The sequence below is a fragment of the Mycobacterium sp. NPDC048908 genome (assembly GCF_043197955.1).
In the GTDB taxonomy this organism is placed as follows: Bacteria; Actinomycetota; Actinomycetes; order Mycobacteriales; family Mycobacteriaceae; genus Mycobacterium.
On sequence record NZ_JBICUE010000002.1, the window covers coordinates 541,383 to 561,905 of the forward strand.

At 66.9% G+C, this 20,523-nt stretch carries 19 protein-coding genes; 11 read left to right on the forward strand and 8 right to left on the reverse strand.

Annotated elements, in window-relative coordinates; genetic code table 11:
- The first annotated feature begins 50 nt into the window (after window positions 1–50).
- Window positions 51–1,172, forward strand: a complete 1,122-nt coding sequence (locus ACGFK1_RS07215) for an AbrB family transcriptional regulator (RefSeq protein WP_393427547.1) — start codon at window positions 51–53, stop codon at window positions 1,170–1,172.
- On the opposite strand, the gene ACGFK1_RS07220 is transcribed toward ACGFK1_RS07215, so the two are convergent.
- Window positions 1,118–1,912 carry a purine-nucleoside phosphorylase gene (locus ACGFK1_RS07220; RefSeq protein ID WP_393427548.1) on the reverse strand — a complete coding sequence of 265 codons (795 nt, stop codon included), beginning with the start codon at window positions 1,910–1,912 and terminating at the stop codon, window positions 1,118–1,120. The two genes, ACGFK1_RS07215 and ACGFK1_RS07220, sit on opposite strands and share 55 nt — an antisense overlap.
- Window positions 1,913–1,969: 57 nt before the next feature.
- On the opposite strand from ACGFK1_RS07220, the gene ACGFK1_RS07225 reads away from it, so the two are divergent.
- The 3 genes from ACGFK1_RS07225 to ACGFK1_RS07235 all read left to right on the forward strand — a co-directional run bounded on the left by ACGFK1_RS07225 (window position 1,970) and on the right by ACGFK1_RS07235 (window position 5,405).
- Window positions 1,970–3,151, forward strand: a complete 1,182-nt coding sequence (locus ACGFK1_RS07225; protein ID WP_393427549.1) for a M20 family metallopeptidase — start codon at window positions 1,970–1,972, stop codon at window positions 3,149–3,151.
- 34 nt (window positions 3,152–3,185) lie between these two features.
- Window positions 3,186–4,355: an amidohydrolase gene (locus ACGFK1_RS07230; RefSeq protein ID WP_393427550.1), complete on the forward strand. Its 1,170-nt coding sequence runs from the start codon at window positions 3,186–3,188 to the stop codon at window positions 4,353–4,355.
- Between the two features lie 162 nt (window positions 4,356–4,517).
- The gene (locus ACGFK1_RS07235) at window positions 4,518–5,405 is read left to right on the forward strand and encodes a DUF559 domain-containing protein (protein WP_393427551.1); all 888 of its coding nucleotides are present in this window, start codon (window positions 4,518–4,520) and stop codon (window positions 5,403–5,405) included.
- Window positions 5,406–5,470: 65 nt separating this feature from the next.
- Here ACGFK1_RS07235 and ACGFK1_RS07240 read toward each other — a convergent pair whose 3' ends face one another.
- Window positions 5,471–5,947, reverse strand: a complete 477-nt coding sequence (locus tag ACGFK1_RS07240; RefSeq protein WP_393427552.1) for a gamma-glutamylcyclotransferase — start codon at window positions 5,945–5,947, stop codon at window positions 5,471–5,473.
- 126 nt (window positions 5,948–6,073) lie between these two features.
- Between ACGFK1_RS07240 and ACGFK1_RS07245 the strand changes: the two genes are divergently transcribed.
- From ACGFK1_RS07245 to ACGFK1_RS07255, 3 genes are read left to right on the forward strand one after another with little or no spacing between them, the layout of a single operon-like run.
- Window positions 6,074–7,489: an NAD(P)H-quinone dehydrogenase gene (locus ACGFK1_RS07245; protein ID WP_393427553.1), complete on the forward strand. Its 1,416-nt coding sequence runs from the start codon at window positions 6,074–6,076 to the stop codon at window positions 7,487–7,489.
- Between the two features lie 57 nt (window positions 7,490–7,546).
- On the forward strand, window positions 7,547–9,286 hold the full coding sequence (locus tag ACGFK1_RS07250) for a glycerol-3-phosphate dehydrogenase/oxidase (RefSeq protein WP_393427554.1): 1,740 nt from the start codon (window positions 7,547–7,549) through the stop codon (window positions 9,284–9,286).
- Window positions 9,283–10,197: a pseudouridine synthase gene (locus tag ACGFK1_RS07255; protein WP_393427555.1), complete on the forward strand. Its 915-nt coding sequence runs from the start codon at window positions 9,283–9,285 to the stop codon at window positions 10,195–10,197. The genes ACGFK1_RS07250 and ACGFK1_RS07255 overlap by 4 nt, the downstream gene beginning before the upstream one ends.
- Here the strand turns inward: ACGFK1_RS07255 and ACGFK1_RS07260 are convergent.
- Window positions 10,118–11,965, reverse strand: coding sequence for a glycoside hydrolase family 2 protein (locus ACGFK1_RS07260; RefSeq protein WP_393427879.1), 1,848 nt, complete (start codon window positions 11,963–11,965; stop codon window positions 10,118–10,120). The genes ACGFK1_RS07255 and ACGFK1_RS07260 overlap by 80 nt on opposite strands.
- 498 nt (window positions 11,966–12,463) lie before the next feature.
- Here ACGFK1_RS07260 and ACGFK1_RS07265 point away from each other — a divergent pair, with 498 nt between their 5' ends.
- Window positions 12,464–13,372: an NAD(P)H-binding protein gene (locus ACGFK1_RS07265; protein WP_393427556.1), complete on the forward strand. Its 909-nt coding sequence runs from the start codon at window positions 12,464–12,466 to the stop codon at window positions 13,370–13,372.
- A gap of 5 nt (window positions 13,373–13,377) precedes the next feature.
- A complete protein-coding gene (locus ACGFK1_RS07270) occupies window positions 13,378–14,148 on the forward strand; it encodes an SDR family NAD(P)-dependent oxidoreductase (protein WP_393427557.1) in 771 nt (256 codons plus the stop codon).
- On the opposite strand, the gene ACGFK1_RS07275 is transcribed toward ACGFK1_RS07270, so the two are convergent.
- Both ACGFK1_RS07275 and ACGFK1_RS07280 read right to left on the reverse strand, forming a co-directional pair.
- Entirely contained in the window at window positions 14,117–14,899 is a 783-nt protein-coding gene (locus tag ACGFK1_RS07275; RefSeq protein ID WP_393427558.1) for an enoyl-CoA hydratase/isomerase family protein, read from the reverse strand. The two genes, ACGFK1_RS07270 and ACGFK1_RS07275, sit on opposite strands and share 32 nt — an antisense overlap.
- A gap of 10 nt (window positions 14,900–14,909) precedes the next feature.
- Entirely contained in the window at window positions 14,910–15,593 is a 684-nt protein-coding gene (locus ACGFK1_RS07280; RefSeq protein ID WP_393427559.1) for a TetR family transcriptional regulator, read from the reverse strand.
- A gap of 69 nt (window positions 15,594–15,662) precedes the next feature.
- On the opposite strand from ACGFK1_RS07280, the gene ACGFK1_RS07285 reads away from it, so the two are divergent.
- The gene (locus tag ACGFK1_RS07285) at window positions 15,663–16,688 is read left to right on the forward strand and encodes a ferredoxin reductase (RefSeq protein WP_393427560.1); all 1,026 of its coding nucleotides are present in this window, start codon (window positions 15,663–15,665) and stop codon (window positions 16,686–16,688) included.
- Window positions 16,689–16,704: 16 nt separating this feature from the next.
- Window positions 16,705–17,811, forward strand: coding sequence for a fatty acid desaturase family protein (locus ACGFK1_RS07290; RefSeq protein ID WP_393427561.1), 1,107 nt, complete (start codon window positions 16,705–16,707; stop codon window positions 17,809–17,811).
- A 74-nt stretch (window positions 17,812–17,885) separates the two neighbouring features.
- Here ACGFK1_RS07290 and nei2 read toward each other — a convergent pair whose 3' ends face one another.
- The 3 genes from nei2 to ACGFK1_RS07305 are packed head-to-tail and all read right to left on the reverse strand — an operon-like array spanning window position 17,886 to window position 20,519.
- Window positions 17,886–18,647, reverse strand: a complete 762-nt coding sequence (gene nei2 / locus ACGFK1_RS07295) for an endonuclease VIII Nei2 (RefSeq protein WP_393427562.1) — start codon at window positions 18,645–18,647, stop codon at window positions 17,886–17,888.
- Window positions 18,640–19,569, reverse strand: a complete 930-nt coding sequence (locus ACGFK1_RS07300; RefSeq protein WP_393427563.1) for an SDR family NAD(P)-dependent oxidoreductase — start codon at window positions 19,567–19,569, stop codon at window positions 18,640–18,642. Before ACGFK1_RS07300 ends, nei2 begins: the two co-directional genes overlap by 8 nt.
- Window positions 19,566–20,519 (reverse strand): NAD(P)H-dependent flavin oxidoreductase, encoded by a 954-nt coding sequence (locus tag ACGFK1_RS07305; RefSeq protein ID WP_393427564.1) that lies wholly within the window; start codon window positions 20,517–20,519, stop codon window positions 19,566–19,568. Before ACGFK1_RS07305 ends, ACGFK1_RS07300 begins: the two co-directional genes overlap by 4 nt.
- Window positions 20,520–20,523 lie beyond the last annotated feature (4 nt).

Consider the following 20,523-nt stretch of genomic DNA (forward strand, 5'->3'; position numbering starts at 1 on the left):
ATCACTGCACGTTGCAATGATCATTTACCAAGGGCATACTTGGGATCGATATGACGTTGTTGCGGCGGATGCTCAGGTGGGCCCTACTGGTCCTGCTCACCGGTGCAGTCACCTACCCGCTTACCCGCATCGGCGTGCCGTCGGCCGCGCTGTTCGCCGCCCTGGTGGTCGGGGTCGTGCTCGCACTCACGTCGCTGGCTCCCAGTCGGGTACCCCGTACCGCGGGCGTCGCCGCACAAGGTGTGCTCGGCGTCTACATCGGGACGATGGTCCATCAGGACGCTGTGGGGGCACTGGGCAGCGACTGGCCGATCGTCGTCACGATCGCCGTCGCCACCCTGCTGCTCAGCATCGTCGCAGGCGCCCTGCTCGGGTTGCACCGCGACGTCACGCCGCTGACGGGGTCACTCGCGCTGGTTGCAGGCGGCGCGTCGGGGTTGGTGGCAATCGCCCGCGAACTCGGTGGTGACGACCGCGTGGTGTCGGTCGTGCAGTACCTGCGCGTCGGCCTCGTGACCGCGTCGATGCCCGTCGTCGTGACCCTGGTCTATCACGCGGACAGGTCGCACGAGGCAGCGCCCGTCGCGCAAACCCAGACCGCCCCTTGGTATCTCAGCCTCGCAATGCTGATCGTGCTGGTGTTCGCCGGCGCTGCCGTAGGCAAGCCGATCCACCTGCCCGGTGCCGGTCTGCTCGGTCCGATGGCGCTGACAGTGGCACTGGAAGTCACCGGTTACTCGTTCGGTCTCGCCGTGCCTGCGCTGCTGGTTCAGGCCGGGTACATGGTGATCGGCTGGCAGGCGGGGTTGGCGTTCACCCGAGAATCGCTGCGGGCGATCGGTCGCATGCTGCCCGCGGCGATCGGCCTGATTGTCGCGCTTGGCATCGCGACGGCCGGACTCGGCGCGCTGTTGGCACGCTTCACCGGACTCACTCCGTTGGAGGGCTACCTCGCCACCAGCCCTGGTGGGGTGTATGCGGTGCTGGCCACCGCCGTGGAAACCGGGTCCAACGTGACGTTCATCATCGCCGCGCAGGTGGTGCGCATCCTTTTGATGCTGTTCGCGGCGCCGCTGATGGCGCGCAGCGTGGTATGGATCAGCAAACGGTTGGGTCGTCAGACCCGCGCGATCACCGAGGCGAGCAGAGAGCCCATCCGCGTCGCCGATTGACGGCCCGCCTCCAGCACCTCCTGGTGGCTCAGTGGCTGCCCCGTCATCCCCGCCGCAAGGTTGGTCACCAGCGATACGCCGAGGACCTGTGCACCGGCCGCGCGGGCGGCAATCGCTTCGTGCACGGTCGACATCCCGACCAGGTCGGCGCCCATCATGCGCAGCATCCGGATCTCGGCGGGTGTTTCGTAGTTCGGCCCCGGCAGCGCGGCGTACACACCCTCGGCCAGCGAACGATCGACCTCGCGTGCCAGCGTCCGCAGCCGCGGCGAATACGCGTCGACCATGTCGACGAAATGTGCGCCGACGAGCGGGGAGCGGGCCGTCAGGTTGAGGTGGTCGCTGATCAACACCGGCTGCCCGACGGCGAAGTCGTCGCGCAGGCCGCCCGCGGCGTTGGTCAGCACCACGGTGCGCGCACCGGCCGCGCACGCGGCGCGCACAGGGTGCACGATGTGGCGCAGGTCGTGTCCTTCGTAGGCATGGATGCGGCCGACGAACACCAGTACCCGATGCTCGCCGACGTGCACCGACAACAGCTGACCGCCATGCCCCTCGGCGCTCGGCGGGGTGAAGCCGGGCAACTCGGCCACCGGCACCACAGCCACCGGATCGCCGAGCGGCGCCGCCGCCGGCGCCCAGCCCGAACCCAGGACGACGGCGACGTCGTGGGTTTCGACGCCGGTGCGCTCGATGATGGCGGTCGCCGCGTCTTGCGCCGCCGCTGCCGGGCTCGTCACAGTGGGCGAGCTTAGCCGTCAGCCAGGCAGCCGTCGGGACAGTGAGATACTGCTGAGATGCCCACCGCCACCGCGTCGACAAGCGTCGAGGACGCAGTCAACCGACGCAGCGGCGATCTGGTCGAGCTGTCGCACTCGATTCACGCCGAACCCGAACTGGCGTTCGCCGAACATCGCAGCTGCGCCAAGACCCAGGCGCTCGTCGCCGAGCGCGGGTTCGCGGTCACCGCGGCGCCCGGCGGCCTGAACACCGCATTCCGCGCCGACTACGGCAGCGGTCCCTTGGTGATCGGGATCTGCGCCGAGTACGACGCGCTGCCGGACATCGGGCACGCCTGCGGTCACAACATCATCGCGGCGTCGGCCGTCGGCACGGCGCTGGCACTCGCGGATGTTGCCGACGACCTGGGCTTGACCGTCGCGTTGATCGGAACGCCCGCCGAGGAAGCCGGCGGCGGAAAAGCGTTGCTGCTCAAGGCCGGAACGTTTGACGACGTCGCAGCGACGGTGATGCTGCATCCCGGGCCCGTCGACATCGCCGCGGCCCGCTCGCTGGCGCTGTCGGAGGTGACGGTGCGCTACGCCGGCCAGGAGTCGCACGCCGCTGTCGCGCCGTACCTGGGTGTCAATGCCGCCGACGCGGTGACCGTCGCCCAGGTGGCGATCGGCCTGCTGCGACAGCATCTGGTACCGGGGCAGATGGTGCACGGCATCGTCACCGACGGCGGGCAGGCCACCAACGTCATTCCCGGGCGCGCCGAAGTGCGGTACACGATGCGGGCGGTCAACTCCGAGTCGCTGCGCGACCTCGAGGACAAGATGGCGGGTTGCTTTGCGGCGGGATCCGTCGGCACGGGCTGCACGCACACCGTGACCGAGACCGCGCCCGCATATGCGGAGCTCGTCCCGGACCCGTGGCTCGCGTCGGTGTTCCGCGACGAGATGGTGCGGCTGGGCCGAAGTCCGGTGCCCGAGAACGTCGAAGGCACGCTGCCGCTGGGCAGCACCGACATGGGCAACGTCACGCAGGTGATGCCCGGCATCCATCCGATCGTGGGCGTCGAGGCGGGCGGCGCGTCGATTCACCAGCCGGCGTTCACCGCCGCGGCGGCCGGGCCGAGCGCGGACAAGGCCGTTGTCGAAGGTGCGATCATGCTGGCCCGCACGGTCGTCAGCCTGGCCGAGTCGGCTACCGAGCGGGATCGGGTGCTGGACCTGCAGGCGAGGAGGGCGTCATGAGCCTCGGCGAGCGAGTAGCGGAGGCGGATCGCGCATGAGCCTCCCCGACGCCACCGAACTGTGGCTGGACGCCCACTACGACGAGCTGGTGGCCTGGCGCAGGCACATTCACGCCCACCCCGAACTGGGCCGACAAGAGTTCGCCACCACGCAGTTCGTCGCCTCCCACCTTGCCGACGCCGGACTGAACCCCAAGGTGCTACCCGGCGGAACCGGGCTGACGTGTGATTTCGGGCCGGAGCACGGCCCGCGGATCGCGCTGCGGGCCGACATGGACGCGCTGCCGATGGCCGAACGCACCGGCGCGTCGTACGCGTCGGTGGTGCCCAACGTCGCGCATGCCTGCGGCCACGACGCGCACACCGCGGTGCTGCTGGGTGCGGCGCTGGCGTTGGCCTCGGTGCCCGAGTTGCCGGTGGGCGTGCGGCTGATCTTCCAGGCGGCCGAGGAACTGATGCCGGGCGGCGCGATCGACGCGATCGCGGCGGGCGCGCTGACCGGCGTGTCGCGCATCTTCGCGCTGCACTGTGACCCCCGGCTTGCGGTCGGCAAGGTGGCGCTTCGGCCCGGGCCGATCACGTCAGCCGCCGATCAACTCGAGGTGACGCTGCAATCGCATGGCGGGCACACGTCGCGTCCGCATCTGACCGGTGACCTGGTGTACGGGCTCGGCACGCTGATCACCGGCGTGCCAGGCGTGCTGTCGCGGCGCATCGACCCGCGCAACAGCACGGTGATGGTGTGGGGCGCGGTCAATGCGGGCGTGGCGGCCAATGCGATCCCGCAGACCGGCACGCTGGCAGGCACCATCCGGACCGCCAGCCGCGATACCTGGGATTCGCTGGAATCCATTGTTCGCGAGATTGTTTCGTCGCTGCTGGCACCGCTCGGCATCGAGCACAGCCTGATGTACCGGCGCGGCGTGCCGCCGGTGGTGAACGAGGAGATCTCGACGCGCATCCTCACCCACGCCGTCGAGGCGATCGGCCCCGACGTGCTGTGCGACACCCGTCAGTCCGGCGGCGGCGAGGACTTCTCGTGGTATCTCGAGGAGGTGCCCGGCGCCATGGCCCGGCTCGGCGTGTGGTCAGGCCGCGGCCCGCAACTGGATTTGCACCAGCCGACGTTCGATCTCGACGAGCGGGCGCTGGCGGTGGGCGTTCGAGTGTTGGTCAACATCATCGACCAGGCCGCCCAGTTCTAGATCTCCATTTCGCCGTGGGCCCACGCGCAAGCCGGGGACGACCGTGTCTGTACGTCGACACGCCGTTGCGCGTTGGCATTTTGCGGTCGCTCGCCTCGAGTTATCCACAGCCGCGCGGTGGCTCCCTGTTCAAACAACGGCGGGCCCGTGACGATCTGAGCCATGCATCCGGAGCTCGACGCCCTGTTCGACCGTCAGCATGGCGTCGCGAGCAGTGGCCAGATTCTGGCTTACCTGACCAGACGCAAGTTCGAGTCGATGCTGAATTCCGGTGTGCTGCAGCGGATATGGCAAGGAGTCTATTGCCGAGGCGAGCCTGACGACTTCATCCGGTTGCGTGGTTTGGACTTGGCCTGCCGTTCCGCCGTCCCGGTCTGCCTTGCTACAGCCGCAGCGCTCTACGGCTTCGACACGGAGGAGCCCGTCGACCTCCATGTGCTGAGCCCGGTGGGGTCACGGCTGCGCTCCGCGGACGGGTTGGTCGTGCACCGGCGCGAAGGAGCACCGTTGGACAGAGTGGGTGAGCGCCTCGCTACGTCGCCTGCCTGGACCGCAGTCGAGGTCGCGCGCAGCCTTCGCCGGCCACGTGCGTTGGCGACGTTGGATGCCGCCCTACGCAGCGGGACGTGCCGGCGCGTCGAGTTGTCGCGGGCCGCTGCCCAACAGGCTGGACGGCGTGGCATCGTTGCCGTCCGCGAGTTGATTCCGCGCGCTGACGGTCTCGCCGAGTCGCCCATGGAGAGCGAAGCCAGGCTGGCAATGATCGACGGAGGCCTGCCGCTACCGCTGCTGCAGCACAAGATCCTCGACGGAAACGGCGAGTGGCGCCGAGTTGACTTCGCCTGGCCAGAGCAGCGCCTTGCGGTGGAATACGACGGCGAAGACTGGCACAGCGGCGCTGAGGTGATGCGACGAGATCGCAGGCGTCAGGCGGCCCTGCAGGACGTTGGTTGGACGGTCATTCCGATCGTGTTCGAAGACGTCAGATACCGGGCGTGGGAATTCGTTGCCCGCATCGACAGGCACCTTCGTCGCGCGTGCGCGGCGTGAGCGACCGCAAAATGCCAACAAACAGCGGCGTGTCGTGTACAGACGCGGTCGTTCGCGGAGAGAAGCTAGGAGGTGCCGGGGCCGATGTTGCGCGCCGGGCGGGTGCGCAAATTGTGGACGTATTCCGCTGGCGCCCCGGCGATTTCGGCGGCGTCGGCCATCACACCCAGGTAGCGGGCCGACGGGATGCCGCCCTCCCAGGCGTCCACCACATACAGCCAGGCCAGCACCGGCTCGAAGCTGGTATCCGACGACGTGCGGTCCACCCGGCACCGGATCTTCTTGTGGATGCCCAGCTCTGAGCCTTCCCAGCGGTCGAGGTTCTTCTCGTCTTCCTTCGTCATGTCGTAGAGCACGACGAACACCTTCGACGTCGGATCCTCGACGACCGTGGCCAGTGCGCCGTCCCAGCCGATGTCCTCGCCGCCGAACGTCAGTCGCCAGCCGTGCAGCCACCCCGTTCCCGCCATCGGTGAGTGGGGAGCGCGCTCCAGCATCTGCTCCGGATGCATGTTCGATCCGTAGGCGGCGTACAGCGTCACGGGGAAAGCGTAAGGCTTCGCTCAGTGGATTCGGAGGGTCGGGCCCTAGAGCGGCAGGCCAGGGGAGAGCGAATCGACCCGGGAATCGGGTGCACGCGTCACCTCTGGCTTCGTTAGGTTGGGACGGTGGCAACCCGCATCGTGATCATCGGCGGCGGGCCCGCCGGATATGAGGCGGCGCTCGTGGCGGCCGCAAGGGGCCGGCAGGTGGCTGAGGTCACCGTCGTCGACAGCGACGGCATCGGCGGCGCCTGCGTGCTGTGGGACTGCGTGCCGTCGAAGACGTTGATTGCGTCGACCGGAGTGCGCACCGAACTGCGCCGCGCGTCGCCGCTCGGATTCGACATCGCGATCGAGGACGCGAAGATCTCGCTGGACCAGATCCACAACCGGGTCAAGACGCTGGCCAAGTCACAGTCGACGGACATCGGTCATCAGCTTCTGCGCGCGGGCGTCAACGTCGTGGCCGGTCGCGGCGAACTGGTCGACGACACCTCCGGCTTGGCGCAACACCGGGTGAAGGTCACGACGCTCGACGGCAGGGTCGCGACGCTGAAGGCCGACGTGGTGCTCATCGCCACCGGCGCCAGCCCCCGCGTGCTGCCCAACGCGGTGCCCGACGGCGAACGAATCCTGAACTGGCGCCAGCTCTATGACCTTCATGAGCTGCCCGAGCACCTCATCATCGTCGGGTCAGGCGTCACCGGCGCCGAGTTCTGCAACGCCTACACCGAACTCGGTGTCCCGGTCACGGTGGTGGCCAGTCGCGACCAGATCCTGCCGCACGAGGACTCCGACGCCGCCGCGGTGCTGGAGGAGGCGTTCGCCGAACGCGGCGTCAAGCTGGTCAAGAACGCCAGGGCCGAATCGGTGCGGCGGACGTCCACAGGTGTGATCGTGACGATGGCCGACGGCCGAACCGTCGAGGGCAGTCACGCACTGATGACGGTCGGCTCGGTGCCCAACACCTCGGGGCTGGGCCTGGAGAAGGTCGGCATCGAGCTCGCGCCCGGCAACTATCTGACCGTGGACCGGGTGTCGCGCACGTCGGCGGCGGGGATATACGCCGCAGGCGACTGCACGGGCTTGTTGCCGCTGGCGTCGGTGGCCGCCATGCAGGGTCGGATCGCGATGTATCACGCGCTGGGCGAGGCGGTCAGCCCGATCCGGTTGCGGACCGTGGCGGCGGCGGTGTTCACCAGGCCAGAGATCGCCGCGGTCGGCGTTCCGCAGTCGAGGATCGACGACGGCACGGTGGCCGCGCGCACCCTGACGCTGCCGCTCAACACCAACGCCAGGGCCAAGATGTCGCTGCTGCGGCTGGGTTTCGTGAAGATCTTCTGCCGGCCCGCGACCGGCGTGGTGATCGGCGGCGTGGTGGTGGCACCGATCGCCTCGGAGCTGATCCTGCCGATCGCGCTGGCGGTGCAGAACAACCTCACGGTCACGGACCTCGCGCAGACGCTGTCGGTGTATCCGTCGCTGTCCGGCTCGATCGTCGAGGCGGGGCGGCGGTTGATGGCACACGACGATCTCGACTGACGCAAGTAACCTGTGAATGGGCAACCGTACCGACGAGTAACAAGAGGTCCATTCGAAGTGAGCGAGCCGACCACGGTCAATGGTGAGACGCTGCTCGGTCCTGAGCAGCGCAGACAGGCGTGGCAGCGGCTCGGCACCGAGCAATTCGACGTCGTCGTGATCGGTGGCGGCGTGGTCGGCGCCGGCGCTGCCCTCGACGCGGCGACGCGGGGCCTCAAGGTGGCGCTCGTCGAAGCCCGTGACTACGCGTCGGGCACGTCGAGTCGCAGCTCGAAGATGTTCCACGGCGGGCTGCGCTACCTCGAACAGCTGGAGTTCGGGTTGGTGCGCGAAGCGCTGCACGAGCGGGAACTGTCGCTGACCACACTGGCTCCGCATCTGGTCAAGCCGTTGCCGTTTCTGTTCCCGCTGACCCACCGGTGGTGGGAGCGGCCCTACATCGCGGCAGGCATCTTCCTCTACGACCAGCTGGGCGGCGCGAAATCGGTTCCTGCGCAAAAGCATTTGACCCGGGCCGGCGCGCTGCGACTGTCTCCCGGACTGAAGCGGACGTCGCTGATCGGCGGCATCCGGTACTACGACACCGTCGTCGACGACGCGCGCCACACCATGACCGTGGCCCGCACCGCGGCTCACTACGGCGCGGTGGTGCGGACGTCCACCCAGGTGGTGTCGCTGCTGCGCGAGGGCGACCGGGTGATCGGGGTGCGGGTCCGCGACTCGGAAAACGGTGACGTGACCGAAGTTCTGGGCCATGTCGTCGTGAATGCCACCGGGGTGTGGACCGATGAAATCCAGGCGCTGTCCAAACAGCGCGGCAGGTTCCGGGTGCGGGCGTCGAAGGGGGTGCACGTGGTGGTGCCCCGTGACCGCATCGTCAGTGAGGTGGCGATCATTCTGCGCACCGAGAAGTCGGTGCTGTTCGTCATCCCGTGGGGCACCCACTGGATCATCGGCACCACCGACACCGACTGGAACCTCGACCTCGCACACCCCGCGGCCACCAAGGCCGACATCGACTACATTCTCGGGCACGTCAACACCGTGCTCGCGACGCCGTTGACGCATGACGACATCGACGGCGTCTACGCGGGTTTGCGGCCGCTGCTGGCGGGGGAGAGCGAGGAAACCTCCAAGCTGTCGCGTGAGCACGCGGTGGCGGTCCCGGCCCCGGGACTGGTCGCCATCGCGGGCGGCAAGTACACCACCTACCGGGTGATGGGCGCCGACGCGATCGACGCGGCCGCCGAATTCATACCCGCCAGGGTGGCGCCGTCGATCACCGAGAAAGTCCCGCTGATGGGCGCCGACGGCTACTTCGCGCTGGTGAACCAAACCGAAAGCGTCGGAGCTCATTACGGCCTGCACCCCTACCGGGTGCGCCACCTGCTGGACCGGTACGGATCGCTGATCGGCGAGGTCCTCGCGATGGCCAAGGGCAGGCCGGAACTGCTGACGCCCATCACCGAAGCGCCGGTGTATTTGAAGGTCGAGGCCTGGTATGCCGCCGCGGCAGAAGCTGCGCTGCATCTGGAGGACATCATGGCCCGCCGGATGCGGATCTCCATCGAATACCCCCACCGCGGGGTGGACTGTGCCCGCGAGGTCGCCGAAGTCGTCGCGCCCACCTTGGGTTGGAGTGCCGAGGACATCGACCGTGAGGTGAACACCTACATCGCGCGTGTCGACGCGGAGGTTCGGTCGCAGCAGCAACCCGACGATGAGTCCGCCGACGCGCTGCGGGCCGCTGCCCCTGAGGCGCGCGCCGAGATCCTCGAGCCGGTCCCGCTGAAATGAGGCCGGCACCGCTCCCGGTGCGCGACGGCCTCGGCCCGGCGCGGGTGCGGTTGCACGGCGGTCTGGTGGTCGACGAGTTCCGGTCCAGGTGGGGCGTCGACGCGGCCGCGAAAGTGTATGCGGGAGAGGTGGTTCTGCCCGACGGTACCGTCGTCACCCCGACAACCGTGCTACCGGCCGGGTCGCACGTCTACTTCTATCGTGAGCTGCGCGACGAAGTTCCTGTGCCGTTCGACATTCCGGTGCTGCACCGCGACGAGGACATCGTCGTGGTCGACAAGCCGCACTTCTTGGCGACCATGCCGCGGGGCAGGCACGTCGCGCAGACGGCGGTGGTGCGGTTGCGTCGCGAACTCGAACTGCCCGAATTGTCGCCCGCGCATCGGTTGGACCGGCTGACGGCGGGCGTGTTGTTGTTCACCACGCGGCGCGAACTGCGCGGCCGGTATCAGACGCTGTTCTCCCGCGGGCTGGTGCGCAAGACCTATCTGGCGCGCGCGGCCGTCGATCCGGAGATCCAGCTGCCACGGGTGCTGCGCAGCCGAATCATGAAGCACCGCGGGCAGTTACAGGCCGTCGAGGAGCCGGGGGAGCCGAACGCGGAGACGTTGGTCGAGCACATGGGTGACGGCCTGTATCGCTTGACGCCGCGCACCGGACGAACCCATCAGCTTCGCCTGCACATGAATTCGCTGGGCCTGCCGATCCGCAACGATCCGCTCTACCCCGATCTGGTTGACGTTGCCGCCGACGATTTCTCCAAGCCCTTGCAACTGCTGGCCTACAGCCTCGAGTTCGAGGGTCGCGAGTTCGTCAGTGGTCGCACGTTGATCAACGACTGTCGCCGGGGTCCGAACCCGCCGCGATCACCGCGCGATTGCGATCCGCGATCACCTCAAGCGGCATCTTGACCACCCTGCGGTCGTAACTCATGAACCCGTTGACCTCGTTCTCGACGTCGGTCGTCTGGGTGTAGATGGCCCCCGACAGACCGCCGTTGCGGATGACGTCTTCAAGGTCCTGACTGATCTTGACGTAACGCTCGGTCAATTTCTGCGGATCGGGCGCCATCTCATAGGCCTCCGGCGGCCCTGGCCACCGGTTCTTGTCGAGCACCAACCCGAGTCCGCCGTACTCGCCGAGTACCCGTACCCTCCGGTCGCGTTCGTCGGCAGGGGGCGGGTGACCAGGGCCGACGTAAGTGTGGTCGTCGTAGATGTCGCCGGCCATGCTGTCGGCCCGCGATTTACAGCAGTTCACCCCGCTGTTGGCGTCCACCATTCGTGTCGGATCGGCCGCCTTGACCGCGCCCGCGATCCTGGCCGTGTCGTATTCGGCCCACCCTTCGTTGAACGGCACCCAACCGATGATCGAGGTCACGCTGCGCAACTGGTCGATCATCGCCATCAGTTCCCGCTCGAAATTCGCCTTTGCCTCCGGCGGCGGGTCGGGCAACGGGCCAACCGGAATGTCCAGCGACACGTAGAGCGACGGCATGTCCTGCCACACCAGCAGCCCCAGTTTGTCGGCCCAGTAGTACCACCGCGCCGGTTCGACCTTGGCGTGTTTACGAACGAAGTTCATCCCGAACGCCTTTGTCTGCTCGAGATCGAACTTGAGCGCGTCGTCGGTGGGTGCGGTGTAAAGCCCGTCGGGCCAGTACCCCTGATCCAGCGGGCCGTGCAGGAAGATCATCTTGCCGTTCAACGCGATTCGTGGCCTGCCCTTCGCATCGTTGACAGTCCCGATCGTGCGCAACCCGGCATAGCTGGACACCTCATCGATCACCCTCCCCGACGGGCTGACCAGCCGCACCTTGATGTCGTAGAGATAGGGATCGTCAGGAGACCACAGCCGCGCGTTCGGTATCGGCAGCCGCACGGGCTGACCGGCCTCCCCGCTCGACATCGACACCACCGCGCCACCGGGCTCGGACACCGCCACCTCGGCGCGCTCGTTCTTCGCCCCGGTGACCCGCGGCGTCACGGTCAGACTGGTCAGGTCGGGGGTGATATCGAGCTTGTCGACGTGCGTGGCGCCCACCGGCTCCATCCACACCGTTTGCCAGATGCCGGACGAGCCGGTGTAGAAGAGTCCTTTGGGTGCGTTGCGCTGCTTGCCGACCGGAAACGGGTTCCACTCGTTGCGGTCATCGACCCGCACGACGATCTCCTGCGAGCCGGGGAAGCGCAGGGCCTTGGTGATGTCGGCGGTGAACTCGGTGTAGCCGCCTTCGTGGTGGGCCACTTCCTGGTTGTTCACCCACACGGTGGCGATCTGGTCGACGGCACCGAAATGCAGCATCACGTGGCGGCCACGCCAGTCGCTCGGCAGCTTGAAGACCTTGCGGTACCACATCTGCTCGTCGTGGCGCTGGACGCCGGACAGCGCGGATTCCGTCGGGTAGGGGACCAGGATCCGTTCGGTGTAGTCACTGGGCGCGGGCGGGGCCGGCAGCGCATTGCGCGAGGACCGGCCCGTGTAATCCCATACCCCGTTGAGGTTCAGCCACCTGGCGCGAGACATCTGCGGTCGAGGGTAATCGGGCAGCGCGTTGTCGGGCCCGACGAGGTGAGTCCACGGCGTGCTGAGCGGCGGCGGTTTGGGTTGCTGCCATCCGACGACGGCGCCGGCCGGCGCGTTTCCCGTCACGATGACAGCTAACAGTGCACAGGCCATCGCGAGGAGGGCCCCGATGCGACACCACTTCTTGATGCCAGCGGACACGACAAACCCCCACGTAGAAACCGGATAGGTCTGATGTGCGCGGCCTGCCCCCTGCTGTCGAGCACATCCTCAAGTAGCAAACGCATCGGCCCGGTCGGCGATGAAAGAGTACGGCGGGTCATGCACGAGTCGCGCCGAAGCAGATCCGGTGAGTGTGGTTGCCGATGGCAATCTAGCTCAGCTAGATCAAGATCGCTACAAGATGCGAAATCCTTTTCCGCACAATCATTTTTCATCCCTTATGTGACCAATCAGACACCGAAGTCTCGAGCTGGAAGTCGTGCCGACAACCCACGTTATCGTCGGTGTCGGCGTCGTCGTTACAAGCCGTTGAGATCGGGATGATTTCGGTTGGAGCAAAACAGGTTCCGGCCAGCTCGGCGGCCGCGCACGTTGCTCGAATACGCCGGAAAACGAAATGATGTTCACCAGTACGGGTGCACGGGCAGGATGAGTGGGGTGTACCTCGTCACCGGCGCAGGCGGAGGAATCGGCAGCGTCAGTCGCCGTGTCGTGCAGTCGCTGATCGACGGTGGCGAGTGGGTACGCGCAATGGTGCGTCGCGACGACGAACGCGCCGACCGCTTGCGGGCGATGGGCGCCGACGTGATCGTCGGCGACTTGACCCGCGCCGCAGACATCGTCGATGCGGTTCACGGTGTGCAGCGCATGTTCTTCAACATGAGCGTGTCACCCGACTATCTGCGGGCCACGACGGAGGTGTGCGCCGCAGCGCTCGACCGCGCCCAACTGGACGTCATCATCAACATGTCGCAGATGACGGTGTCGCAGATGACGCTGACAAGCACCGACGAGTCGAAACAACACCGCCTGCACTGGCTGGCCGAGCAGGTTCTGAACTGGTCTGGTCTGCCCATCATCCACGTCAGACCAACAACGTTCCTCGACAATCCGCTGTTCACGATCCTGGCCAAGCCCGCCGTGCGTGAGCGCGGTGAGTTGGCGCTGCCGTTCGGAACCGCACGCACGTCACCGATCACCGCCGACGACGTCGCCGGCGTGGTGGCCGCGTTGCTGCGTGACCCAACCGATCGGATCGGCCGGGTATTCGAACTCACCGGCCCGGAGGTGCTCGACATCGACGGGCTTGCCGGGCAATACAGCAGGGCGCTGAACCGCCCGATCTCGGGTCGCGCCGTGCCGCTCGATGAATGGGAACGCGATGTGCTCGACCCGATCGGGCTGCCCGACCACGTCAGGCAACACATCGCCACGATGGCACGGATGCATCGAGACGGCCGCTACGACCGCGCCACCGACGACGTCGCGCAGATCACCGGGCATCCCGCACAAACCGTTGAGCAGTATGTGAGCGCCAATCCGGATCTGTTCTACTGAGCGGCGTGAATCGCGAAGCGTTTGACCGTCTTTTCGACATGACCGGCCGCACCGTCATCGTGACCGGCGGCACCAGAGGGATCGGACTGGCCCTGGCCGAGGGCTATGTGCTGGCGGGCGCGCGCGTCGCGGTCGCAAGCAGGAAACCCGACGCCTGCGAACAGGCCGCCGAACATCTGCGTGGCCTCGGTGGCGAGGCGATCGGGGTGCCGACGCACCTGGGCGACCTCGATGCGCTGCGCGCCTTGGTCGAGCGGACTGTCGACGAGTTCGGCGGCATCGACGTCGTGGTCAACAACGCCGCGAACCCGTTGGCCCAGCCACTCGGTCAGGTCAGCGCCGACGCGCTGACCAAGTCCTACGACGTCAACGTGCGCGGGCCGGTGTTCTTGGTGCAGGAAGCGCTGCCGCACTTGAAGAGCAGCGACCACGCGGCCGTACTGAACATGGTGTCGATCGGAGCGTTCATCTTCTCGCCGATGCTGTCCATCTACTCGTCGGCGAAAGCGGCGATGATGTCGTTCACGCGGTCGATGGCCGCGGAGTTCGTACAGTTCGGCATCCGCGTCAACGCGCTCGCGCCCGGGCCTGTCGACACCTACATGATGCAGCAGAACCCGCCCGAGGTGATTTCGGGAATGGTCGGCGGCACGCTGATGAAGCGGCTGGCCACTCCCGACGAAATGGTCGGCGCAGCATTGCTTTTGACCTCCGATGCCGGTAGCTACATCACCGGGCAGGTCATCATCGCTGACGGCGGGGCAACACCGCGTTAGCCGCCTCGAGCATCTCGCCGCTGGTCGACGCCAGGATCTGACTGCGGTTCTCGACATGCAACGCGGCCTCCAGGCTGGACGCCTCGAGGTTCGACCACAGCACCTGCTTGGTCGATTCGACCCCGAACTTGCCGTAACTGCACAGGGTTTCCGCGATTGCCAGTGCGTCGTCGAGTACCGACTCGGACAGTCGCGAGACGATGCCCAACCGCAGCGCCTCGTCGGCGTCCACGACGCGTGCCGTGAGGATCAGGTCGAACGCCTGGCCCGCGCCGACGATGCGCGGCAGCGTGTAGCTGACGCCGATGTCGCAACCGCCGAGACCGAGCTTGATGAACTGCGTGCAGAACCGCGCGGAAGCCGACGCGAGCCGGATGTCGCATGCCAGCGCGATGCCGAAGCCGCCGCCGTAGGCAGGCCCGTTGACTGCCGCGATCACCGGCTGTCGAAGCCGGTGAATCTTCGCGGTGAGGTTCGCGATGCGTTCCTGCCACCGCATGCCGGACCGCGGGAACTCGGTGCCGCCGCCCGCTTGCGACGGGTTGGGATCCGACAAGTCCAGACCCGAGCAGAATCCGCGGCCAGCCCCGGTGAGCACCACGACCCGGCAGTCATTGCTGTCGCCGATATCGTCCAGCGCTTCGTGCAACTCCTCGACCAAGTCGTAGTTCAGCGCGTTGAGCTTGTCGGGCCGGTTCAACGTCAGCACGGCGATGTCGGGACGCGGGTAGGTCAGTTCGAGGTGCGACATGCGCCTCACGCTAGCCGTCGCTGCGCCACCCGCTGACGCCTACAGCGATCATCCGCAACTGCTTGACCGCGGTGCGCTTGATCTCGGCGATGGCCGCCGCGTCGTTGGCGTCCTCGATGGCTTCCGCGATCACGATCATCGCGTTGACGAACAGGCTGGCGAGGATGTTGAGGTCCTCACCGCTCCACGTGTTCAGTCCGGGAAATCTGGCCAGGTCGATCGCCAACTCGGACGTGATCAGCCGGATTTCGGTGCGGATCGCGTATCGCAGCACCGTCACGCCGCTTGATCGCTCGCGGCCGATGAAGCGCCAATGTTCTCGGTCCTCGTTGACGCCGTCGATGAGGATGTCGACCGAGGATTCGATGACGCGGTTCGGGTCCAGCTTGCCGGCCCGCGCGCTGCGCAGCATGTCGCGCAGCCGACGGAAGGACTCGTCGATCAGCACCAGCCCCAGCGCTTCCATCGACTCGAAGTGGCGATAGAACGCCGCGGGCACGATCCCCGCCTCCCGCGTCACTTCGCGCAGGCTCAGTGCGGCGAAGCTGCGGTCTTCGAGCAGCTTCATCGCCGCCGTGACGATGGCCCGCCGGGTGGCCTCCTTGCGCTCCTCACGTGTCAGGGTGTCGCGTGATCGCGGCTTACCCGAACGACCAGATCTGCTCGTTCGTGAACTGGGCGTACGACTGTTCACTGTGTGAAACCTACCACAACGTGCTCCGATTGGTTGACGCGATCCAGAACCGTCGCGCACGGTGTACACATGTTCACTCAATTACTCGACCTGCTGACCGGGCCGCACGGCGTGGATCGGTACACCGAGCTGGTCGACCCGACTTGGACCACGGGAAACGCCAGGGCCAAGATCGTGGCGGTGCGCAGGCAGACCCCGCGCAGCGTCACCCTGGTCCTCGGGCCCAACCGCGCGTTTGCCGGCTTCCGCGCAGGCCAGCACATCAACCTCACCGTCGAGATCGACGGCCGTCGTCGCACGCGTCCTTACTCGCCTGCCAGCGCCGAGGGCGCCCCGCACATCGAACTGACCATCGGCCGCCACGACGGCGGCCTGGTGTCGACCTATCTCTACGACCACGCCCGGCCGGGCATGGTCGTGGGGCTGGATTCGGTCGGCGGCGACTTCGTGTTGCCCGCGGTGGCGCCGCCGCGCATCCTGTTCGTCTCGGGCGGCAGCGGCATCACGCCGGTGATGTCGATGCTGCGCACATTGCGGAGCACGGGCTTCACCGGTGAGATCGCGTTCATCCACTACGCACGGTCGGCCGACGAAGCGTGTTACCGCACCGAACTCGACACCATGAACGGCGTCCGCGTGCTGCATGGGTATACCCGGGCGAACGCGGGCTCGGACCTCGACGGCCGGTTCGGTCCCGAGCACCTGGCCGCCGCGATGCCCGAGCCAGACGCGGTGTTCGTCTGCGGCCCAACGGCGTTGGTGGATGCGGTGCGCGCGCATTGCGAAAATGTGAGCTCGGAGAGCTTCGTCCCGCCGGTGTTCGCCAGCCCGGAGCGGCCGTCCGGCGGCCGAGTTTCGTTGATCGACAGCGGTGTTGAGCTCGTCGACGACGGGCGGCCGCTGCTCGAACAGGTCGAAGCCGCGGGCCTGACACCGGAAAGCGGATGCCGGATGGGCATCTGCCACAGCTGCACCCGTCGCAAGACCCGCGGCGCGGTGAGGAACCTGATCACACAAGCGGTGTCGAGCGCCGAGCAGGAGGACGTGCAGATCTGCGTGACCGTCCCCGTCGGTGATGTCGACATCGCACTTTGAACCGAAGGAGTTGACCATGACTGCACCAACCGTGACGCAGCCCAAGACCCTGTCGAAGACGGTCGCAGGCAAGACACTCACCATGACCCCCGAACAGGCCGAGGCGTTCGGTCGTGAACTCGATGCGCTGAAGGAGCGGGTGATCGCCGACCTCGGCGAGCGTGACGCCACCTACATCCGTCGAATCATCACCGCCCAGCGGGCGCTGGAGGTCGGCGGGCGGGCGCTGCTCTTCGGCGGAATCTTCCCGCCGTTCTGGCTTGCCGGGACCGCCATGCTGGGCCTGTCGAAGATCATCGACAACATGGAGATCGGCCACAACGTCATGCACGGCCAATACGACTGGATGGGCGATCCGGCGATCTCGAGTCGCGGTTTCGAATGGGACACCGCATGCCCGGGTGAGCAGTGGCGCCACTCGCACAACTACATGCACCACACGTACACGAACATCGTCGGGATGGACCGCGACATCGGTTACGGCATCCTGCGGATGAGCGAGGACCAGAAGTGGCGGCCGTACTTCCTCGGCAATCCGGTGTACGCGTTCCTGCTGATGGTGCTCTTCCAATACGGCGTGGCTCTGCACGAACTCGAGACCGAGCGGATTCGCGCGGGCGAGATCTCGCTTGCCGACAAACGCGAGATCCTCGAGGGCATCTGGCGCAAGACCAAGCGGCAGGCCCTCAAGGACTACGTCGCCTTCCCGTTGCTGGCCGGTCCGTTCGCACCGTGGGTGTTCGCGGGTAACCTGACCGCCAACCTGATCCGCAACGTCTGGTCGTTCATGATCATCTTCTGCGGTCACTTTCCCGAGGATGTGCAGGAGTTCTCCATTGAGGAGACCAAGGCCGAAACCCGCGGGATGTGGTATTTCCGGCAGATCCTCGGATCGGCGAACCTGACCGGCGGCAAGCTTTTTCACGTCCTGAGCGGCAACCTGTCGTTCCAGATCGAGCACCACCTGTTCCCCGATATCCCGGCACATCGGCACGCCGAGATCTCCGAACAGGTGCGAGAGATCTGCGCGCGCTACCGCATTCCGTACAACACAGGCCCGTTGCCGAGGCAGTTCGCCACGGTGGTCCGCAAGATCGTCAGGCTGGCGCTGCCGAACCGTTGAAACCAGCGTCGAGACTACGGTTTCTGATGGAATACGGCCGAAATTCGTCACGAACCGTAGTCTCGGCGCGTTTGTCAGGTCTGGCAGACCGGGCACCAGTACGTGACGCGGTCGCCACCACGATCCGACTCGATCGGCGTCCCGCATCGCCTGCAGGGCTGGCCGCCGCGGCCGTAGACCCACAGGTCCTGGCCGTGGCGGGTATTGCCGGTGGTGGTGCGATTCCATCGAGACCGGTTCAGCCACAACATGTCACGGGCCCGCTGCACCAACCGCAGCGGGTCCTTGACGTGGCTGACCGGAGCGGTCGGCAGATGGCCGGTCACGAAGCACAGTTCGTTGCAGTAGACGTTCCCGACTCCGGCCATCACACGCTGGTCGAGCAGCGTCTCGGACAGCGGCCGAGCGGGATCGGCCGTCAGATTCGCCGCCGCGGTCCGCGGGTCCCAGTCGGTGCCGAGCAGATCGGGTCCGAGATGGGAGACGACATCCATATCGTGGTCGCGGTCGAGCACCTCCAGCACGCCCAGATCGATGCCCGCCGCCTGAATGTCGGCTGTTTCCAGGATGATCCGGATCCGGTAACCGGCCCTGCTCGGCTTGCTGACCGGGTTGACCTTCCAGCTGCCCTCCATCTTCAGATGAGAATGGATGCTGGCCGTGCCGACCCTTATGAACAGATGCTTGCCGCGGCTGATCACCTCGTCAACCACCTGCCCCGTCAAGTCGACGGTCGCGTACCTCGGCACCCTGACATCGCACCGCGTCAGCGCCTTGCCGACCAGCGCATCCCGCAGGATGGCGGCGGTATGCCAGACGGTGTCTCCCTCAGGCATCGAGCATCCGCATCGAAACATCCCACAGCCGTTCGGCATTGGCCGCATTCAGCGCGTACGGCGCGACGCCGCCCGAACCCGGGGCCCCGCGACGCGTCACCGGCGCGGCCTCGTTGCAGTTCTCGAAATAGCGACCGCCGACACCGTCCAGCAGTGGCGAGGCGGCGAGCAACACCGACGTCGCCGCGCCTTGTTTTACCGTCTTGACCGCTCGTTGGCCCCGCATCGCGGCGGCGGCCCTTCCCATGTCGATGTGGCGGCCCAGTTGAGTGAAGATGGCGCCGGGCATCAGCGCGTTGGCGACGATACCGTCGGCGGCCCACCGCCGGTTGGCTTCCACGGCGAACAGCACATTGGCTGTCTTCGACTGTCCGTACGCGCCGAACGGGTCGTAATCGCGAAACGCATAGTCGATGTCGTCGAACACCACTGGCGAGCGCAGATGTCCGGCCGAGCTGACCGACACGATGCGGGCGGCACCCGCCGCAGTCAGCGCGTCGTGTAATCCGAGGGTGAGCGCGAAGTGGCCGAGATGGTTTGTCGCGAACTGCATTTCGTGTCCACTGGCGGACATGGTCAGCTCCGCAACGGCCATCACGCCAGCGTTGTTGACCAGGATGTCGAGCGGCCCAGTCCATGATGCGACGAAGGCTCGCACACTGGTGAGGTCGGCCAGTTCCAATGCGCCGACCGTGACCCCGCGGTTGCCGGTGCTCGCCGCGATGTCCGCGGCCACACGTTCGCCTGCTGCCGTATTGCGTACCGCGAGCGTGACCGCCGCACCAGCGCTCGCCAGCGCCCGCGCGGTCTCGACGCCGATGCCCGACGATGCGCCTGTGACGATGGCGCGCTTACCGGACAGATCGACGCCGGCAATGACGTCCGCGGCGGTCGACGAGAAGCCGAAGGGTGTGGTGATCACGCCAACACTCCGGCGATCGTCGCCTCGGCCTGCGCCGCGATGCGCGCGACGAGTGCGCTCGCGGAGTCCGATCCGGTGACCAGATCGACGGCTTCTCCCGCCCAGATCGGCAGATAGTCGCGGTCGCCACGCTCGGCGGCGGCGCGGAACTCGGCCAGCGCGCCCTGATCGGACTCCAATTCCGTTTCTCGTCCATCCCAGATGTCGGTGAAGCGGTTGCGCAGAGTACGCGCCGGATAACGGGCGGGCCAGCCCGCATGTGTGGCGATGTCCAGCACGCGGCCGCGGACGGTGTCAGAAGCTGCCGCCTCGGTGATCGCCTTCACCTCCTCGGGGTCGAGCAAGGCTTCGGTGGTGGCCTCGAACCTGGTGCCGATCATGGCGCCCGCGGCTCCCAGCATCAGTGCGGCCGCCAATCCGCGACCGTCTGCAATACCTCCCGCGGCCAGCACGGGTGTCGCGCCCGCAATGTTGACCACTGCGGGGACGAAGGGCAGCGTCGCGCGGCCTCCACAATGCCCGCCAGCCTCGGAGCCTTGTGCCACAACGACATTCGCACCGACGTCCAGTGCGCGCCGCGCCTCGTCCAGTGAGGTCACCTGCACCATCAGCGGAATGCCCGCGTCGAGGATTGTCTGCGCGAACGGGGCGGGATCGCCGAACGACAGCATGATCGCCGCCGGTGACCAGCTGATGGCCGCGTCGATCACGCGTTCGTCGATGGCCCACGTCAAAAAGCCGATGCCCCACGGCTTCGACGTCGCCGCCCGAGTCAAACCGCATTCGCGGTCCAGCCACTCGAGGTCGCCGCGGCCCGCGCCGACGAGGCCAAGGCCGCCGCCGTCGGACACCGCACCTGCCAGCGCGCCGCCCGACACGCCGCCCATCGGCGCCAGCACAACGGGATGCTCGATGCCGAACAGTGTCGTCAGTGCCGTGCGCAGCGCCATGATT